Raw genomic sequence first — 19,005 nt, 5'->3', positions numbered from 1 at the left:
TTTTGTCTTATTTTAGATTGCTTTTATGATTTAGTGGTTATAAATCATATTTTTGCCGGATAACGTGGGCGAAATAAAAAGCAATTAAAAACTGGTTTTTGGACATTTTAAATAAAAACTTATCTATCATCAATTGAATTTGGTTTTTTTATCAATAGCTTTGGTAAGCTTAAAAATCAAAAAAATTTAAAATGAAAATTTACCTGTTCGTAAGCTTATACGCAGTTTCAGCACTGTTGTTTTTTAATATTATCCCTGGAAAAAACGCAGATAATACCGTTACAAAAATATCTTTTGCTGTAAAGAATCATAAGATTATTGAGGATTTTGCCAGTTTAGAGGGAAGCTGGAAGGGAAATTTAACTTATCTTGATTATGAATCCGGGAAACCTTACACCATGTTGGCAGATGTTGAGATCAGGAGAATTGATCACACCAATAAGTTTCTTTTAATCAATACTTATCCGAAAGAGAGGAGTGCAAATTCTAAGGATACCATTAGTATTTCCGAAGACGAACAATCTATTAATGACGAAAAAGTAATATCCCGAACAGAAATCCCCGAAAATAAAGTACAGATCATCACTGAAAAGATGGGCAATGATGGCAATGATAAAAAAGATGCAGTCATCAGAAAGACCTACATCATAGGAACATCTTTTTTTTCAATACAAAAAGATGTCCGTTTTACAGAAGGAGACCAATGGATCAAGAGGCATGAATATATTTACTTTAAAAATAAATAGTTTAAGAGTAAACGGGTCACCATCAAAACTTTAATTCACAGTTCAGTATCATGCTGAACTTTTTTTATTTTAAAAAAGATCGTTTCCCGTCTCCTGAACAGACTTTAGCAAACATTTTGTATACACAGCATGGTTGATTGTTTTTGCGGCTGTACAACTTATTTTTTCATATTGATTACAATCATAATCATTGATTTTTAAATGAATTAAATTGTATTGTCAAGTTAAAACCCTATCGCATAAAACAATTCTACACCAAAATTATTTAAGGAATATATTTTGAGAAAAGTTTATTCCTTAGATATGAATATAAACATCACCAATAAAAAAGTATTAATGATTTTAAAGCATTCAAAAATCGGAGTGAGCTCTGAAGAGCTCTCCGTACGATCTCTCATACATTTTATCATAGAATTGCAGAATCTTTTCGACTATATAGGGAATCATCTTTTAACGATCAATGAAACGATTTCACTGGCAGAAAGTGTGACATCCGGGTTTCTGCAGTTTTCATTTTCGCAGATGAAGGAAGCTTCAAATTTTTACAAGGGCGGCATCACAGCGTACACGCTGGAGGAGAAAGTTGACCTGCTTCACATCGACGAAGGTAAGGCGGCGGCCTGCGATTGCGTATCTCCGGAAATAGCGGAAACCATGGCGCTGAATGTCGCAGAAATATTCAAAACCGACTGGTCGATAGGCGTAACGGGATATGCGACTCCCGTTCCGGAATCCAGGCAGAAGCTTTATGCTCACTTTGCAATAGTGTATAAAGGAAAAGTTATTCTTTCGGAAAAACTGGATCTTCATTCCAGGACAAGGCAGGTGAACGCCCAGCTGTATTATACCGAGTTTATCTTGGGATGTCTTAAGCTTGAGCTTGATAAGCAGGCAGAGATCATAGCCGAATCAATCTCAAAAGACGTATAAAATGAAAATAAAAACGAGACAACATGACACCGGTCATAAAGCGGAATCTGTAGATCACCTACCTTTGATCTATCTATACACTTCATTTTTGCAGTCATTTCTTATAAGCTCCTCAATTTCTGAGGGGCTTTTTAGATTAAATAATAATAAGCTTGCGGGCAGGCAGGTGCTTACAATTTAGATACCTGCTTTTTCCGGAATATCTGCCTGCTCTTTGATAGTCACATAAATTTTTATTAGTTTTAACGCTGAAAACTGCTAATCTCTTGAATGTGATATAATTCTAAAACTTTATAAAAAACTATTATTTTAGCATTTTTCTGATTATATTTAACATTATATAAGAAATTAGTTATTAATATGAATCAATATCCAATTCCCGGTAACGAAGAAGGAAGACTGAAAAAGTTAGAAATCTTCGATCTTTTAAACTTAGGTAAAGATCCTCAATTGGATGTTTTTGCAGAGACGGCATGTCTCATAAGCGAGTGTCCTACCGCCCTTATTGCTATTATGGAGCGTGACCGGCAGGTGATGCAAAGCTGCATCGGAATTTCCATCGACGCTGTAGATCGTACCAGTACATTGTGTCAGTATACGATCGAAAGTGGGGATGCTGTTGTCATCAACGACACGCTTCTCGATGAGCGGTCTGCACATAATCCGATGATCCTGGAGGGCGGGATAAGATTTTACGCCGGTGTACCGCTTATCGATGACGAAGGATTTGCGTTGGGAACCATCTGTGTAATTGACTTTAAACCCAAAACCATAAGCGATGAGCAGATTGCTGCACTCAAAAAACTGGGCGAAGTTATTACAAAAATCCTGCTGAGCGGCAGACAAACGATCAATGCAGAATATTTTCAGCAGACTTTCAATATTTCGAATAACCTGATCTGTGTTCTGGATAACCGTTTCATGTTCAAAGACGTTAATCCCGCTTTTGAGAAAGTATTCGGGACCGCCAAAGATAAAATTGTTGAAACCAATTTCTTTACCCTTGTCGGAGAACAGGAACAGCAGGCAGAAATTGAAGACTTTCCGGATGCCGGGAAAGAACTTTCTTTCACCACTTCTACTAAAATTAACGACGGAAGTTCTGTAATTGTTGAGTGGCTTCTAAGACAGAATCAGAAGAATTCCGAAATTTTCTGCTTCGGAATTAATATTACCCGGCAGATTGAAGAAAAACAGCTGTTGGAAAGTTCCGAAAGACGTTTCCGAAGCTTTTTTGAAAATGCGATCGGACTCATGAGCATGCACGATATGGAGGGAAACATTCTGGCAGTCAATGAAAAAGGCCGGGAGATCCTGCATTATTCGGCAGAGGAAGTGAAAGATCTCAACCTCAGGGATCTTGTCCCTGAAAAGAACTGGCTGCTTCTGAAACAATATCTAGAAAGGATCAACCAGAATAAAGAAGACGTCGGAACGATGATCCTGAAAACCAAAGACGGTGAAGAACTGATCTGGATGTATCATAATCTCGTTGAAACCGATGAGGAAGGAAAACCTTATGTGGTAAGTACCGCTCTGAACGTCACCGAAAGGATGATGCTGGAGAAAGATCTCATTCATACCAAAAAAATGCTTGAGCAAACCAGCTCTGTGGCCCAGGTCGGAGGATGGGAAGTAAATATGAAGACCGGAAGCGTTTTCTGGTCGCAGAGTACCAAAGAAATTCACAGGATCAAAAACAATTTTCAGCCTACTTTCGAAAATGCCATCGGGTTCTACATACAGGAAAGCCGTGAAAGAATGGAATATCATTTCAACAGGGCGGTCACCGAAGAAGTGTCTTTCGATGACGAATTCCAGCTGGTCCGCAATGACGGCGTAAAAATCTGGGTAAGGGTAAAAGGGATTCCTGAATTTGAAGATGGCGTTTGCAAAAGGGTATTCGGAATCATCCAGGATATTGATGCCTTCAAAAGGATGTATCTTGAAGTGACGAAAAAAGAAGCTATGATGCAGTCTTTCGTAACCTATGTTCCGGTTGCTGTAGCCATGTTTGATAAAGACCTGAACTACCTTTCTGTCAGCAGCAGCTGGAGGGATGAATTCCAGATGAATGATGTCGATCTTATCGGGAACAATCTTTTTGTAATTTCCCCCAATGTTCCGGAAGAAAGAAAAGAAATATACCGCAATGCACTGCAGGGAAAAACATACATCAACGAAGATTTTGTGATCAGTTTTGAGGGCAGGGAACTCCAGCATTACAATCTTAAAGTAGGTCCATGGTATCTTAAAGATGATGAAATAGGAGGGATCATAGTATCCGTACAGAATATTACAAATGCCGTACAGGTCAATGAGGAATTGAAAAATGCCAAAGAAATGGCGGAAATCGCAAGTAAGGCAAAGTCTGAATTCCTGGCCAATATGAGTCATGAGATCCGTACGCCTCTTAATGGGGTCATCGGGTTTTCCGATCTTTTGCTGAGAACCCCTCTCAATGAGATCCAGACACAATATCTCAATTACATCAATGAATCCGGTGAAAATCTCCTGAATATTATCAATGATATCCTTGATTTTTCTAAAATAGAATCCGGGAAACTGGAGCTTCTGATTGAAAAGAGTGATGTCTACGACATGGTAGGGCAGGTCATCAATGTGATTCTTTATCAGTCTCAGAAAAAAAATATAGAACTTCTTTTGAATATTGAGCCCGGTCTTCCCCAGACTTTATTGCTGGACGAATCCAGGTTAAAGCAGATTCTGATCAATCTCCTCGGAAACGCCGTTAAGTTCACCGAACAGGGCGAAATCGAACTGAAGGTTGAAAAATTGAATATTGACGATAAAAACATTACCCTCAGGTTTTCAGTAAGAGACACCGGTATCGGTATTCCGGTAGAAAAACAGAAGTATATTTTTGATGCCTTTACTCAGGAAAACAGTTCGATCAGTAAACGCTACGGCGGTACCGGCCTCGGACTTACCATCTCCAATAATATCCTGAGATACATGGGAAGCCATCTTTCCCTGATCAGCGCCCCGGAAAAAGGATCCGTGTTCTTCTTTGATCTTGAAGTGCCTTTTGAGATGACCCAATATGTGGATGAAGAGGATATTACCGTGAAAAAAGCCCTCGTGGTAGATGATAATGAGGCCAACAGGATTATTCTGCAGCACATGCTCGCTTATAAAAATATTGAATCCACGCTTGCGGCTAATGGGATGGAGGCTCTCCAGATCCTGCTGAAAGGGGAACATTTTGACGTCATCCTGATGGATTACCACATGCCGGTCATTTCCGGATTGGAAACCATAGATAAAATTAGGGAACTTTTTAACCAGAGAAAAGAAATTTCTCCTTTGGTAGTTCTTCACACTTCTTCCGAAGAGCATGATGTCATCAACTCGTTTCGCAAAGAAGATAATTCTTATTTCCTCCTGAAGCCGATCAAATCCGACGAGTTGTACAAAACGCTCAGACGTGTGGCGCACAGCAATGTGATCGAAATAACCGATCAGGAATCATCGGACAAAGATCCGTATTCATTTATCACAGAGCTTGAAGTTCTGCTGGTAGACGATAATCCTGTCAATATGGTGCTCAATAACAAAATGATGAAGTCCCTTGTTCCCGATGCCCGTTTTACCGAAGCGGTAAACGGCCTGGAAGCTCTGGAAGCCTGCAAAATAAAAAAGTTTTCCCTGATTCTGATGGATGTACAAATGCCTGTCATGAACGGTATGGATGCTACCCGGCAGATCCGTATGCTGCCCGAATATGCCAATGTCCCGATCATCGGTGTGACTGCCGGAAATGTGGTGGGTGAAAAAGAAAGATGCCTGGAATCAGGGATGAATGATTTTCTGCCAAAACCTCTCAGACAGGCTGATCTGATGGAAATGCTCAAAAAATACATTACAATAAATGACGAGAATAGCGATGGGATAGTCCAGGAAAAAACGGATCCGGGAAAGTACATCAAATTTGAGGTGCTCAATGAAAACATCGGAGATGACGATGAAGATTTTAAAAAAATGTTTTTAAACCTGGTCGTTCAGGAGCTTACCCATGCTGAAAAGAATATTGAAAAGGCCGCTGCTGAAAAGAATATAACTGAGGCTAAAATAATTCTTCATAAACTTAAAGGAACCTCCGGAACAGCGGGTCTTTTCAGACTTTCGGAATGTGCCCTGAACTGGGAAATGAAAGCTGACGGGACGATGGATTTTGAAGCCATGAACAGGGAAATAAAAGAAGAAATAACAATAGGATTAGATATCATAAAAAGTTTAATAAAATAAAAATCAAAGCTATGTTAATTTTGATCGCAGAAGATGATGAATTGATTCTTAAAACAATAGAACATAAACTCCTTAAGGAAGGGCATGAAGTGATCCTTACCCGCAACGGCAAAGAAGCCATCGAGACCATACAGGAAAAAGAGGTAGATCTTGCCATTACCGATATTATGATGCCTTTCGCATCGGGAATAGAGATTCTTTCGGCAATACAGGGCATGGGAAAAAATATACCGGTGATCATGCTTTCCAGTATGGGACAGGAAGAAGTAGTGCTGAATGCTTTTGACCTCGGGGCTGCAGACTTTATCGTAAAACCGTTCAGTCCCAGCGAGTTGATGCTGAGGGTTAAAAGATTTTTATCAAAATAAAACAGAATGCTCGTTACATCAGTCCATTTTCTTTTTGTCATTTTTATCATCATGCTTTCTCTGGTGGTCTTACTGGCCATCATTGTGCTCATTTATAATGTTATAGAGTATAATCAATCTGCACGGGAAGCCGGCTGGTCGGAAATCATCAATAAAAAAATATCTGATGTTATCGTTTATGGAGAAGATGAGCTGGCCGAAGATGCTCATTTTAATACATTGGCCGGCAATTCTGCATTCCGCAATTTGTTTCTGAAGAAGCTTGTGGATTCCGAAAAAAAGTTTTCCGGAGCGGCAAAGAACAGAATAAAAGGTCTTTTTAAAGAATATCACCTGCGGAAAGAAGCCGAGAAAAAACTCAGCCAGAAAAAGAATCACCTTATTGCCAGAGGCATACATGAACTTACCGTCATGGATGTTGAGGAAGCGGTTCCGCAAATTTCTACTTTCCTGTCACATCCTTCGGTTCGGGTGTATCAGGAGGCGCAATATGCGATGGTTAGGTTTAATGGTTTTGAAGGATTGCAGTTCCTGGATAGTTTTACCTCTAAAATTTCAGAATGGCAGCAGCTCAGGCTTCTTCTGTCGATCTCCTCCTTACCGCCGGATTCGGAAGCCACCATCGGCAAATGGCTGGAAAGCCCGAATGAAACAACCGTTATTTTCACGCTTAAGCTCATCAAAAAATTCCAGCTGCTGTCTTTTTATTCAAAAGTCTTTGAATTGCTTGGGGAAGCACCGCTTGAAGTGAGAATAAAATCGGTGCAGGCCATTATGTCACTGGAAAATCCCCAGATGGTCGAAGATCTTTCAAAAGTATATTACGATCAGCCCGACGAGGTTCGTATTGAAATCCTTAGGGTGATCAGAATCTCGAAAGATCAGTGCTGTACAGATCTGCTTAAACAGGAACTTTCGGAAGAAGGGGCGGCTTCAGGAATCAAAGTGAACGCTGCACAGGCTCTTTTCACATTGGGTCATGGAGAATATTTATCGGAAATCGCAGCAAAAGAAGAGGCTCCGGAAGAATTAGTTCAAATCATCAAATACGCATTACAGGAAAAAGTATGTTAGAGTTTTCACACGTTATATATGACATTGTTATTTGGCTGTATCTGCTGTACGGATCGGCGGTGGCCATTATTTATACCTGGGTCGGGATTTATGCCTTTGGTGCTGTTTTGCGCTACAAAAAAGAAAATGTCTTTACCGATTACAATATTATTGCCGCCAATCCGAACGCGCCGGTTTTCAGTCTTCTTGCGCCGGCCTATAATGAGGGAATGACGATTGTCGAAAACGTAAGATCTTTACTATCTCTTTACTACCATAATCTGGAAATTATCATCATCAATGACGGAAGTAAGGACGATTCTATGCAGAAACTCATTGAAGCGTATGACCTCGAATGTGTATCGTACTTTGTACAGGGAAAAATAGAAACCAATAAAATAAAAGGAATCTACAAAAGCAGGAATCAGGCTTTCAGAAAACTTATTGTGGTCGATAAGGAAAACGGAGGTAAAGCAGATGCCCTGAATGTGGGGATCAATGTTTCCTCGGGAGAATATCTGGTGTGCATTGATGTAGACTGTATCCTTGAGCAGGATGCCATTCTGAAACTGGCAAAGCCTTTTCTGGAGCAGACCGACAAAAAAATCATTGCCTGCGGAGGCGTGATCCGTCTTGCCAACAACTGTGTTATTGAAGATGGAAAAGTAGTCAGCGTCAATATGCCTAAAACCGTATTGGGAAGAACACAGGCGTTAGAATACATCCGCGCATTTGTACTTGGGAGAATGGCCTGGTCCCGTGCTTCGGGATTAATTTTGATATCCGGGGCTTTTGGGGTTTTTGACCGGAAGATCGTTCTCGACTGCGGAGGGTACGATAAAAATACCGTGGGAGAAGACATGGAACTGGTGGTGCGCATGAGAAAATATATGGAAGAGCGCAATGAGCCTTACGAGGTGCTTACCATCCCGGATCCGCTGTGCTGGACTGAAGTTCCGGAAACAAAAGACATTCTGAAAAAACAGCGAAACCGATGGATGCGCGGAACGATAGAGACCCTTTGGAAACACCGTAAAATGATGTTCAACCCAAAATACAGAAAACTGGGTATGGTAAGCCTACCATACTGGTTCTTCTTTGAGTTTCTGGGACCGCTCGTAGAATTTTCGGGATATATTGTTTTTATCATTTTTTTACTTTTAGGCATTATCAACTGGCCTTTCTTTTTCATTCTCTTTGCACTGGTGCTCTCTACCGGCTTCCTCTACTCCGTGTATGGAATTTTGGTAGACATGGTCAGCCACCAGGTGTACAGCAAAAGAAAAGACTTCTTTACCCTTATAGGAACAGCCTTTTCAGAACCTTTCTACTTTCACCCGATCGTAGTGAGAGCAGGTGTTAACGGATTTATCGATTACTTTAAAAAATCACATGGCTGGGGAGAAATGACCAGGCAGGGGTTCAGTCAGAATACTAAAAATTTACCTTTAAAAGAAAGGATATGGGCTATTCTTAAAATCGGCCTCCGGAAATGGGGAATCGTCGCAGCGACCTTCACTGTCCTGTTTTTCATGGGTGTGGCGGCTGAATGGCTTTGGTACAGGTATATGTTTACAAAAATAGATACTTCTAAAGTTGTGGGTTCACTGTTTACCGATAATATCCTGTTTGCATTCGAACTTATATTCGGGCTTGGGGTGATTTATCTTGTCATTAATTTTATAAAAGAAGGATGGGCAAGAATCCTTGCGGTGGTCGCATGCGGGTTTGTTGTCGTTTTACAGTATATTTTATTCCTGTATTTTTCCGAGACGGGAAATTTACTGGGCGCCGATCTTATTTATTACAGCAAAGAAGAAATGAAGCAGATTCTCCAGGCAAGCGGAATGCTTAATCTGAAGAATTATGCGCTGATGGCGATTTTGTTGGCAGTGTCCTTCATTCCTTTGTGGATGGCAGGAAGATCTGCTTTTAAATCTATTTATCCGGGAGTTGCTTTTTTGTCATTGGGACTTATCGCATTCTTTATTCCTGCGGATGCCCTGCAATCCAAAATGCTGGACAGTGCAGACGAGTTCAGCCAGAACGCCGCAAAAAGTAAGTGGGCTTATTTCTTTAAAGCCAATGAAGATAACTTTATCAGTGATCACCCTGAACTCGCAGAATTGATAAACGGGGATGAAGATCAGGCATCAGACGTTAAAATGCTAGATCAGGCATTTCCTTTCTGGAGAAAAGAAGATACACCGGATTTTCTGGGACCGTATATGAATAAATCTGAAGAAGTTCCCAACCTGGTTTTTGTCGTTCTCGAAGGTTTCGGCCATGCCTATACTTCCCCGAAAGGATACATCGGTAATTTTACGCCTTTCCTGGATTCTCTTAAGCACAAGAGTCTTTACTGGCAGAACGGCCTGAGCTCGGCGGGAAGAACTTTTGCCGCCCTGCCTTCGCTTACAGGTTCTTTACCATTTGGCAAAAACGGATTCCTGGAAATTGAAAAAACACCGGATCATTTTAATTTATTTAATATTCTCCAGTCAAACGGCTTCGAAACAGGGTTTTATTACGGTGGGCATCTGTCTTTTGACCGGTACAGAGAATATCTGGACTACAGTAAAGTGAATAATATCGTCGACATCGCCTCTTATGAAAGTTCTTACCGTAAGCTTCCTGCCAGCAGCAGCGGCGACAGCTGGGGGTATGAAGACCAGGCAGTTTTCAGCAAAGTGCTGGCTTCCCAGAAGGTACAGGCCAAACCGTACTTTAATATGGTCCTTACACTTTCTACGCACAATCCTTTTCTGATCAATAATAAAGCATACTACGAAAAAATATACAATGACAGGATGAAATCCAATATCTTGAACGCCGATCAGAGAAAATGGGCCGGACAGTACAAGGATCAGCTGATCTCCATGCTTAATGCCGATGATGCTTTAAAACATTTTATGGAAAGCTACCGCAAAAGACCGGATTTCGGCAAAACCATCTTCTTTATCACTGGAGATCACAGTATGCCGGAAATCCTGATTCAGGCTAAAATAGACCGTTTCCACGTACCGATGATGATCTATTCACCTTTGCTGAAAGCGCCAAAAACATTCCAGAAAACGGTGAGCCATTTTGATGTTGCTCCGTCTATTCTTGCCTATTACCGAAAAAATTATAACCTGCGCACGCCGTCTACCGTTACGTGGGTCGGGAAAGGCTTTACCCCGGATTCGGATATTCACAAAGGAGACTATCCGATCATGCAGAGCAAGAGTCTTCTTACCGATTTTGTTTCGGATAAATATTATGTGCATGACGGAAAGCTTTTCATTCTCAATAACCTTGAGGAAGACAGCTATGACGATGCCCAGATCTCAAAAAAGATAAACGGACGATTTGATCAGTTTAAAAAAATGAATTCCAGGTTTTATCAGACCCAGAAGCTGGTACCCGATTCCGTGTACAGCAACTTTATGAAAAAAGGAGGGAAATAATTAAATTTCAGGCTAATAAGTCCTTATGTTAATTAATAATTTGATTTAAATAGGTTCAATATCCATATTTTAAAAGCTATGAAAAAGGCAGTTATAATATAAAAAGTATTGAATCTTTTTAAAAAAGATAAGATTAGTATAAAATAACAACAGGCTGTACAAACTTTTGGGCAGCCTCGTCAATATTTAAAATCATTTTTATGAAAAATTTATTTTTAGCTGTATTTATCTTTCTTTCATGCTTTATAAATTCTCAACAGATTCACGTGAGATATGTGAAGGTTTTATCATCATTTACAACGACACATGAGGATTTATTTATAAAGAACAGTCAAATATTGTCTATTCAGGATTCAATCATTATCAATAATAAACTAACAGGTGATTGGACGATGGCAATTAATTTAGACAATGGTAAAAAACCATCAAAGGAATATTTTGTGTCTGACTTAAATGAGGATCGTGATAAGAATTTCTTTTTCACATCCTCAATAGATGGGAGAGGCTTTTTTATTTATGATAAAGTGCCAAAAATTAATTGGATTATTGACGAAAAACAAACAAAGAAAATTGCGGGATAGGAATGTACCAAAGCCACAGGTGTTTTCAGGGGAACGAGTATCACTGCTTACTTTGCAAAAAAACTACCATATTCAGCAGGTCCCTTTAAATTTTATGGACTTCCTGGCTTAATATTAGAGATAAAACCCGATAATATGGATCATGAAATATGGAAAGCCGAATCAGTGAATATAAATGATAAAACAAATGTAGCTTATAAGCCTCAATTTTTAAATAAAGATAAAATAAGTTTAAAAGACTATGTTGCAGCTAAAGAGGAAAGGATGAATAAGATTTTCGCAAAAGTTACAAACAGTCTTCCTGCTAATGCCAAAGGAAATGTCAAAAACAGTCAAAGATTCACCGTCGAGCAAAAATATGAATGGGAATAAAACTTAAACATTTAAAAATAACGAATCCGTCTCACAACTGAGGCGGATTCGTTATTTTTATGATGAAAATTTAAATTAAATAAATTAAAACTTCCGGGTATAACCTAAAGTGATGTCAAACTGATTCCCTTTCTCGTTGGGACGGTATTCCTGGTTGAAATACATGGTGCCGACCGAGAAAAGATTCTTCTTGATTGAAAAGTTATATTCGGCGCCTACTTTAAAGGTTTTCAGTTTAAAGGTTTCGTTCTCCAGAAGGTTATTGCGCGATTCCTCAGGGCTGATCCCCGTTCCGATCTGGAAGGCAAAATAATCCTGTGCGCTTTTTGTGTAATACCTTACCGTTCCGGTGTAAGAATGTGAAATATTCTTGTTGTCGGGAGTAATATAAGTCCTGATGTTGAACCAGAAGTTCTTGTAGTATTTTCCGACAGAAGCCGTATACATCCAGATATTATTGCTGAAATACAGCTGCCTGTATCCGATCTCCGCCTCAAAGCTGTGCGGCAGGTTGGCGTTTACTGAAACTCCTGTCCGGTACTTCGGGAAAATGCCGACATCATTAGAATAGGCTGCCCCGAAATACAGGTAAAACATTTTAGACAATCTCGGGTAGGCTTCAAGCTCAATCTGTGTCCCGTTTTCGGCAAATTTATTGGCATAGTTTCCTCGTAGAATGACAGAACCGATAGGGGTTACTCTTTTGTACCCAACGCTTACAATGTGCCAGTCATCTGAAAATTGTTTATCAAAATGGGAGTAATTGTATGTGACGCTGATGGCGTTTTTAGCGGCAAGGTCATTGATCTTTACGGCAAGGCTGATGGCTTCCGTATTTTTCGGATTGATGGCGAGCAGACTTTTGATGGCTTCTTCAGATTCCTTATACTTTTGGTCTGAGTAATAGGCTCTTGCTTTCAACAGCCACAAAGCTTCCGATTGCGGATGATAGGTAAGGCCTTTATCTGTGATTTCAACCGCTTTTGCATTGTTATAATTCCAATATTCCAGTGAGGCATAGGCTATAAAATAATCTTCATCGCGCACGTCTCTTTTTCCCAGATCTTCAAAAACGGCTCTTGCAGCTTCTATACCTTTATTCCAAGTATATACTCGGCCCAGGAATACGGAAATATCAGTATAATTCGGGGATTTCTGTAATGCCTGTTTGGCAAGCTCAATTGATTTGGTATAGTCTTTTTCGTCAAATGCTGCGGTTCTTGCTTTCACAAAAAGCTCATCAGACGAAAGATCCTGCTGGCTGTATGCGTTAAATGGGAGCAATAAAAGTAATAAAAATCCTAAATGTTTTTTCATGAATTGATGTTTATGCCTATTTTTATTGATGAATTATCTTAAGGCAAATATATTGAACTTTTTGTATCTATAAAGACTTATGGGTATATAAAGTAAAGTTTTTAGCCTTAAAATATTAAATAGGAAACTGTCATAATTAAATAATATCATTAAATAGTGAATTGATCGTGTGTTCATCATCATTAAATATTTTCCTGATTTTTTTAAAAAGGGTATGATTTTCGGAGACTGAATGATACTGATCCGCCGAATGATTTCCTATGAAAAAAATACTGCTCACCGGGGCCACCGGATATATTGGCAAAAGAATGATAAGTGTGATTGCTGCACAGGGATACAAGGTTGTCTGTTGCTGCAGGGATGCAAGCCGCTTTTCAAGAAGTATAGACATCGACGAGTCTCTGATAGAAGTCGTGGAAGTAGACTTTCTAAAGCCGGAAACCCTGCAGAATATTCCGAAAGATATTTCAGGGGCCTATTACCTGATGCATTCGATGAGCAATTCAAGCGATTACGAAGATTCTGAAAAAAAATGTGCAGAAAATTTTGCCGGTTTTATTGAAACGACAGACTGTCAGCATATTGTGTATTTATCAGGCCTGGTCAATGAAAAGGAACTGTCAAAACACCTGGGTTCCCGTTTTCAGGTAGAAAAGATTTTAATGAAATCTACCGTGCCTGCGACGGTTTTAAGGGCCGGAATTATTATAGGATCGGGGAGTGCTTCCTTTGAAATCATCCGCGACCTAGTCGAAAAACTTCCAGTAATGGTGGCTCCAAGATGGCTCGATACCAAATGCCAGCCTATCGGGATCGCCAATGTTCTGGATTTCCTGATCTTTGTCCTTTTTAAAGAAGAAAGCTACGACAAAAGCTTCGACATCGGGTGTGACGATGTTCTCACGTACAAAGATATGCTTATGGAATTTGCCAGGATTAGAAAGCTGAAAAGAAAAATTTTCACCTTACCGGTTATGACGCCTAGGCTTTCTTCTTACTGGCTTTATTTTATTACTTCAACTTCCTACAATCTGGCAACGGCACTGGTCGGAAGCATGAAAATAGAAGTAATCTGCCGCCCGGAAAGTCTCGCCGAAATAAAACGCATTACAGGAATACATCCTTTTTCTTATGAGACCGCGTTAAGAAGAACTTTAGCCAAGATCCAGGCCAATGAAATTGTTTCCAGCTGGAAAGACAGCTTTATCAGCAGCCGCAGGGATACCAGCCTTAAGGATTTCATGGAAGTCCCTCATTACGGTTGTTTTACCGACCTGAGGAGCGCTCCTTATGACGACCGCGAAAAATGTATTGAAAGAATTTTCAGACTCGGAGGAAATAACGGATGGTACGGACAGAGTCTCTGGAAGGTCAGGGGTTTTATGGATCTGCTAGTGGGCGGACCGGGGCTCAGGCGCGGGCGTACCCATCCCGACAGGCTGCATGAAGGTGATGCACTGGATTTCTGGAGGGTACTTTACGCGAATAGGGAAGAAGGAAAGCTGATCCTCTTTGCCGAAATGAAACTTCCGGGTGAAGCCTGGCTGATGTTTAAAATGTATCGGGGGAAGCTTTGGCAAAAAGCAGTTTTCCGGCCTCACGGAATTTCCGGTAGACTGTATTGGTATTCGGTCCTGCCTTTCCATGGAATAATTTTTAAAGGAATGCTGAAAAAGCTTACCCGCGATTCGTAAATTTTAATCTTAGAAAAATAAGATCATTTAAACAAAAAAGAGTGAATCTGCTGAAACACTCTTTAGAAAAAACACTTAAATATAATTACTCCTGAATAAATGCAAGGAGGTCTTTGTTAATGGTCGGGTGCTCTGTAGTAGGCATTCCGTGAGGGAAACCCGGATAAGTGATCAGTTTTCCGTTTTTCAGTAATTTGATGGATTTTAAGGCAGCATTGGCAATAGGAACAATCTGGTCATCCTCGCCGTGCATTACCAAAACAGGAATATCAACTGCTTTTAAGTCTTCCGTAAGATCTGTTTCAGAAAAAGCTTTGATTCCGTCGTAATGTGCCACGATTCCGCCCATGAGACCCTGTCTCCACCAGTTTCTCTGAACACCGTCTTTCACATCAGCGCCTTCTCTGTTGTATCCGTAGAATGGAAATGTAAGATCATAATAGAACTGGTTCCTGTTATTCATCGTCTGCTCTCTGATGCCATCGAAAACTTCCATCGGAACACCGTCGGGATTCGTTTCGCTTTTTACCATTACCGGAGGAATTGCGCTGATCAGTACGGCTTTCTTCGCTCTTCCGTTGGCATATTTGTTTACATAACGGATCACCTCGCCGCCGCCGGTTGAGTGGCCGATATGCACCACATCTTTTAAATCTAAAAATTCTACCAGTTCCGCGGCATCGGACGCATATTGCTCAATGGTATGGTTGTAGATATCCTGGCTTGAACGTCCGTGGCCTCTTCGGTCATGGGTCACCACGCGGAATCCTCTCTGTAAGAAGAAAATAACCTGTGCATCCCAATCGTCCGAAGACAATGGCCATCCGTGGTGAAACATCAATACCGGTCCTTCGCCCTGATCTTTGTAAAAAATTTCTGTTCCGTCTTTTAAGGTAAGTGTACTCATTTCGTTAATTTTTTTAATGTTGTTAATATGAATGTAATTGTTTTTGTTTTAATTTCTTCAGCAAATGTACAGAGGTTAAATCTGGTATAAATTAATCTGGTTTAATTTCGTACTTTTTGCTGATTTTTTTTAAATCAGATCGTATTTTCTCTCACCAGCTCAAACAGATCGGTTGCGCCGCCGTCGAATTTTTTCCCGTTGATAAAAAATGATGGGGTACCGTTCACCCCGCTGATTACTCCGCTTTCAAAATCCGAATCGATCTTTTCCGCAAGTTCACTGCTCTGTATATCTTCTTTGAACTGATCCATATTCAGATGCAGCTGTTCTGCAATTTCTATTAAAAAGCTTTCACTGAGGTTTTGCTGATGTTCATAGATCGCATCATGCATTTCCCAGAATTTGCCCTGCATGCCAGCTGCTTCTGCGGCCATTGCTGCGGGTTTCGCGTATGGATGCATCTCCGACAACGGAAAATTTCTGAAGACGAACCGGATCTCGTTTCCGAATTCGTTCATAAGCTCTTTAAGAACAGGATAGGCTGCCCCGCAATACGGACATTGATAATCGCCATATTCTACGATGACCAGTTCGGCATTCGGGTTCCCCTGGATATGGTCATTTTTGCTGACTGATGGTTTTAGTGACATATTATTTTGTTTTTAAGGTTTCTAAAGCTTCCAGGATGCCGTCTGCTCCGGGATTTACAGCGGTGGGAGACAGGTAGCTCCAGGCAATAATTCCGTCTTTATCGATAACGAACAGGGCCCGTCTGCATTCTCCTTCCTCTTCATCATATACACCATATTGTTTTGCAATTTCACCTTTTGCCTCAAAGTCTGCGAGTAAAGGGAAATGCAGGTTTCTCGATTGGCCAAAAGCCATGTGACACCACTTGCTGTCTACAGAAATTCCGAATAGTTCAGCATTATATTGTTTAAAATATTTCAGCATTTCATTATAGAGTGCCATCTGGTCACTGCATACAGGACTCCAGTCGGCAGGATAGAAGGCGAGGATCACATTCTTTCCCCGAAATTCGGAAAGGGTGATTTTCTGGTCGGGAGTTGCATACAAGGTGAAATCCGGTGCAACGGTATCTTTCTGTAACATAATCTGTTTTTTTATGGTTAATGGTGATCGTTTTATGGTTGAATAAAAATCTTCTTTTTCGGAAACCTTTCCGCTTCGCCTTCTGCAAGTCCGAAATTGGTGGTTATTACGTCTTCAGGATTTCCTGCAAGCCATTCGCTTAAGTCAATGGATTCGTAGATCCCGCTGTTGAATCCGATCAGTACTTTACATACCGAATCTCCCGTATTTTTTATGTAGTGTCCGGCTCCCATCGGTACGTAGCCTACATCACCGGCACCGAACTGTTCCGTTACTGCCGTTCCTTCCGCGAGAAAAACCGTCATCTCTGCCTGCCCGGAAATATAATATTGCCATTCGTCGGCATTAGGATGCCAGTGCATTTCTCTCAGTGCTCCGGGCTGAAGTTCGATGACGGAACCGGCCATGGTGGTGCTGATGGGAAATTCTTTTCGGGTAACCAGCCTCTGAAGTCCTCCCCCGGGAATAATCCTCGGCTGTTGGGCATGCAAAGGATACCGGTGAAGGCTGGTAAGGGCGATATCAGATTCTTCAGGACGAGCTGCGGCGATGGCTGACATTTCATCCGGAACCGGACCTGCTGCAAAGTAGGCTTCTTTTTGAGGCAGAGCAGCCACTTCTTCCGGGGTGATCCCTAAATTCTGCGCCACGATCTCAGGAGGCATGCTCGAAATAAAATCGGTGATGCTGAAAGTATGGTCTTCAGAAAAATTGCCGTTGTCGAAGATCAGGATAAAGTGGCATTCTTCTGTTCCTGTTGCCTGGATAGAGTGTCCGTAGCCTTTAGGGAAATACCATACGTCACCCGGTTCGAAATTATCGGTATAGCTTTTTCCATCCGGGTGAATGATCGTTGTACGTACCGTTCCTGAAACGACATAAGCCCATTCTGCGGCGTTGGCATGCCAGTGGAGTTCACGCATGCTGCCCGGCTGCAACCTCATCGAAACTCCGGCAATACCTACGGAGGCAGGAAACTCTTTCACAGAGGCACCTCTTGTTGTTCCCCCGTCATTGCTGCGCGGTTCTTTTTTTTCCAATTCGTATTTAAAGCTTAAGTGATTCATGATGTTAATATTTAAGATGAATGTATGAGGTCTGTCGTATTTTCTATCGTAAAGCTACCTCATCTTCACGAAATTCGGGGAGCTTATTCGTTGAACGGGCAAAAACAGTCGTTGGGAATCATCATCTGAAAGACTGTTGGTTCACCGTTGAGATACATTTACAAGAAAATTGATAATGAATAAATGTTCAGTCTGATCTTCGCCGGGGATTATTGTGATCTGTCATCAACAGGAATGGGAGTTATTACAGAAAAAAGCTTTAGCTTAAACCTACACTAAGTTTCTGCTAAAGCTTTTCTGCAACTTTTTAGTCATCGAACTTAAAGCCCGGTGATATTGATTGGATTCAGTTACCGATACAGCCATTTCCGGATCAGCTTTGTATAAACCGGCATAACCACAAATACCATCAGGAAGACTATAATTCCCGAAATGAGCAGTGCTTCAAGATAATGATTCTTCGGAACATTCAATACATCTAGAAAGGGAAGGAGAATTAAAGGTACCAGCAGAGACAGGGGATAAATAGCAGACCATGTCACCAGAAACTGTTTCCAGCGGACCGGCGCTTTTCCGGAGGTGCTTTCTGAAGTAAAAAGAAAATCAAGACCGGATCGGATCTCGTAATTATCGTTTTTTCTGAATAAAGGGTTTGCCTTTTCGATAAGCTTTTTACGGCTCTCCGAATCCATCCAGTTTTTAAGGTGGGCGATGGTGTCGAAACGGATAATAACGGTGTACACAAATGTAAGGCCGGGAATCGGTCTTACAATCTGCAGGTCGATAAAACCTTCGGCATGTCTGGTCTGGGGAATAATTTCATCCAGCCAGCCTTCGTATTCTTTCTGTTTGCCGTCCAGTATATGATGTGTAATCACCACAGACGCTCCCTGATTTTCCATATTTACTGATTTAAATAATTCCCGTTGTGCATTTTTAATTCCTGTATTTCAAATAATGAAGTTAAAAGATTCAAAAAGGTTTAATGCTTTTAATTAAAAACTTTTTTAAACTTATTTACCCTGTTTTCAGATATTCTTTACAGAAGATCTGTTTTTATGGAGGAAAAATCAATGATTTTTGCCTTGAAAATAAACTTTAGACGTACTTTTATATACCTTAAGCTCATTTTAATACGC

At 40.7% G+C, this 19,005-nt stretch carries 14 protein-coding genes and 1 pseudogene; 9 read left to right on the top strand and 6 right to left on the bottom strand.

What is annotated here, in order from left to right; genetic code table 11:
* Nucleotides 1–191 precede the first annotated feature (191 nt).
* The 8 genes and pseudogenes from AC0N32_RS16660 to AC0N32_RS16625 all read left to right on the top strand — a co-directional run.
* On the top strand, nt 192–746 hold the full coding sequence (locus AC0N32_RS16660) for a hypothetical protein (RefSeq protein WP_476394967.1): 555 nt from the start codon (nt 192–194) through the stop codon (nt 744–746).
* 303 nt (nt 747–1,049) lie between these two features.
* Nucleotides 1,050–1,676: a CinA family protein gene (locus tag AC0N32_RS16655; RefSeq protein ID WP_476394966.1), complete on the top strand. Its 627-nt coding sequence runs from the start codon at nt 1,050–1,052 to the stop codon at nt 1,674–1,676.
* 360 nt (nt 1,677–2,036) lie between these two features.
* Nucleotides 2,037–5,945 carry a response regulator gene (locus AC0N32_RS16650; RefSeq protein WP_476394965.1) on the top strand — a complete coding sequence of 1,303 codons (3,909 nt, stop codon included), beginning with the start codon at nt 2,037–2,039 and terminating at the stop codon, nt 5,943–5,945.
* Nucleotides 5,946–5,956: 11 nt separating this feature from the next.
* Nucleotides 5,957–6,313 (top strand): response regulator transcription factor, encoded by a 357-nt coding sequence (locus AC0N32_RS16645; protein WP_476394964.1) that lies wholly within the window; start codon nt 5,957–5,959, stop codon nt 6,311–6,313.
* A 6-nt stretch (nt 6,314–6,319) separates the two neighbouring features.
* Nucleotides 6,320–7,387: a HEAT repeat domain-containing protein gene (locus AC0N32_RS16640; protein ID WP_476394963.1), complete on the top strand. Its 1,068-nt coding sequence runs from the start codon at nt 6,320–6,322 to the stop codon at nt 7,385–7,387.
* Nucleotides 7,381–10,815: a sulfatase-like hydrolase/transferase gene (locus AC0N32_RS16635; RefSeq protein ID WP_476394962.1), complete on the top strand. Its 3,435-nt coding sequence runs from the start codon at nt 7,381–7,383 to the stop codon at nt 10,813–10,815. Before AC0N32_RS16640 ends, AC0N32_RS16635 begins: the two co-directional genes overlap by 7 nt.
* A gap of 200 nt (nt 10,816–11,015) precedes the next feature.
* Nucleotides 11,016–11,396, top strand: a complete 381-nt coding sequence (locus tag AC0N32_RS16630; protein ID WP_476394961.1) for a hypothetical protein — start codon at nt 11,016–11,018, stop codon at nt 11,394–11,396.
* 12 nt (nt 11,397–11,408) lie between these two features.
* Nucleotides 11,409–11,768 (top strand): annotated as a pseudogene (locus tag AC0N32_RS16625) (GLPGLI family protein); the annotation flags it as partial.
* Nucleotides 11,769–11,852: 84 nt separating this feature from the next.
* Here AC0N32_RS16625 and AC0N32_RS16620 read toward each other — a convergent pair.
* The gene (locus AC0N32_RS16620) at nt 11,853–13,085 is read right to left on the bottom strand and encodes a YaiO family outer membrane beta-barrel protein (protein WP_476394960.1); all 1,233 of its coding nucleotides are present in this window, start codon (nt 13,083–13,085) and stop codon (nt 11,853–11,855) included.
* A gap of 260 nt (nt 13,086–13,345) precedes the next feature.
* Between AC0N32_RS16620 and AC0N32_RS16615 the strand changes: the two genes are divergently transcribed.
* Nucleotides 13,346–14,779 carry an SDR family oxidoreductase gene (locus AC0N32_RS16615; protein ID WP_476394959.1) on the top strand — a complete coding sequence of 478 codons (1,434 nt, stop codon included), beginning with the start codon at nt 13,346–13,348 and terminating at the stop codon, nt 14,777–14,779.
* Nucleotides 14,780–14,864: 85 nt separating this feature from the next.
* On the opposite strand, the gene AC0N32_RS16610 is transcribed toward AC0N32_RS16615, so the two are convergent.
* From AC0N32_RS16610 to AC0N32_RS16590, 5 genes are all read right to left on the bottom strand, one after another.
* The gene (locus tag AC0N32_RS16610) at nt 14,865–15,686 is read right to left on the bottom strand and encodes an alpha/beta fold hydrolase (protein ID WP_476394958.1); all 822 of its coding nucleotides are present in this window, start codon (nt 15,684–15,686) and stop codon (nt 14,865–14,867) included.
* A gap of 134 nt (nt 15,687–15,820) precedes the next feature.
* Nucleotides 15,821–16,336, bottom strand: a complete 516-nt coding sequence (locus AC0N32_RS16605; protein ID WP_476394957.1) for a DsbA family protein — start codon at nt 16,334–16,336, stop codon at nt 15,821–15,823.
* A 1-nt stretch (nt 16,337) separates the two neighbouring features.
* Nucleotides 16,338–16,799, bottom strand: coding sequence for a redoxin domain-containing protein (locus AC0N32_RS16600; protein ID WP_476394956.1), 462 nt, complete (start codon nt 16,797–16,799; stop codon nt 16,338–16,340).
* 32 nt (nt 16,800–16,831) lie between these two features.
* Nucleotides 16,832–17,866, bottom strand: a complete 1,035-nt coding sequence (locus AC0N32_RS16595; RefSeq protein ID WP_476394955.1) for a cupin domain-containing protein — start codon at nt 17,864–17,866, stop codon at nt 16,832–16,834.
* 350 nt (nt 17,867–18,216) lie between these two features.
* Complete coding sequence (locus AC0N32_RS16590) at nt 18,217–18,768, bottom strand: antibiotic biosynthesis monooxygenase (RefSeq protein ID WP_476394954.1); 552 nt, start codon at nt 18,766–18,768, stop codon at nt 18,217–18,219.
* Between the last annotated feature and the right edge of the window lie 237 nt (nt 18,769–19,005).

The organism is Chryseobacterium endophyticum (genome assembly GCF_056333165.1).
Note: the sequence above shows the minus strand (reverse complement) of the source record. Positions and strands in the feature narration are given on the sequence as shown.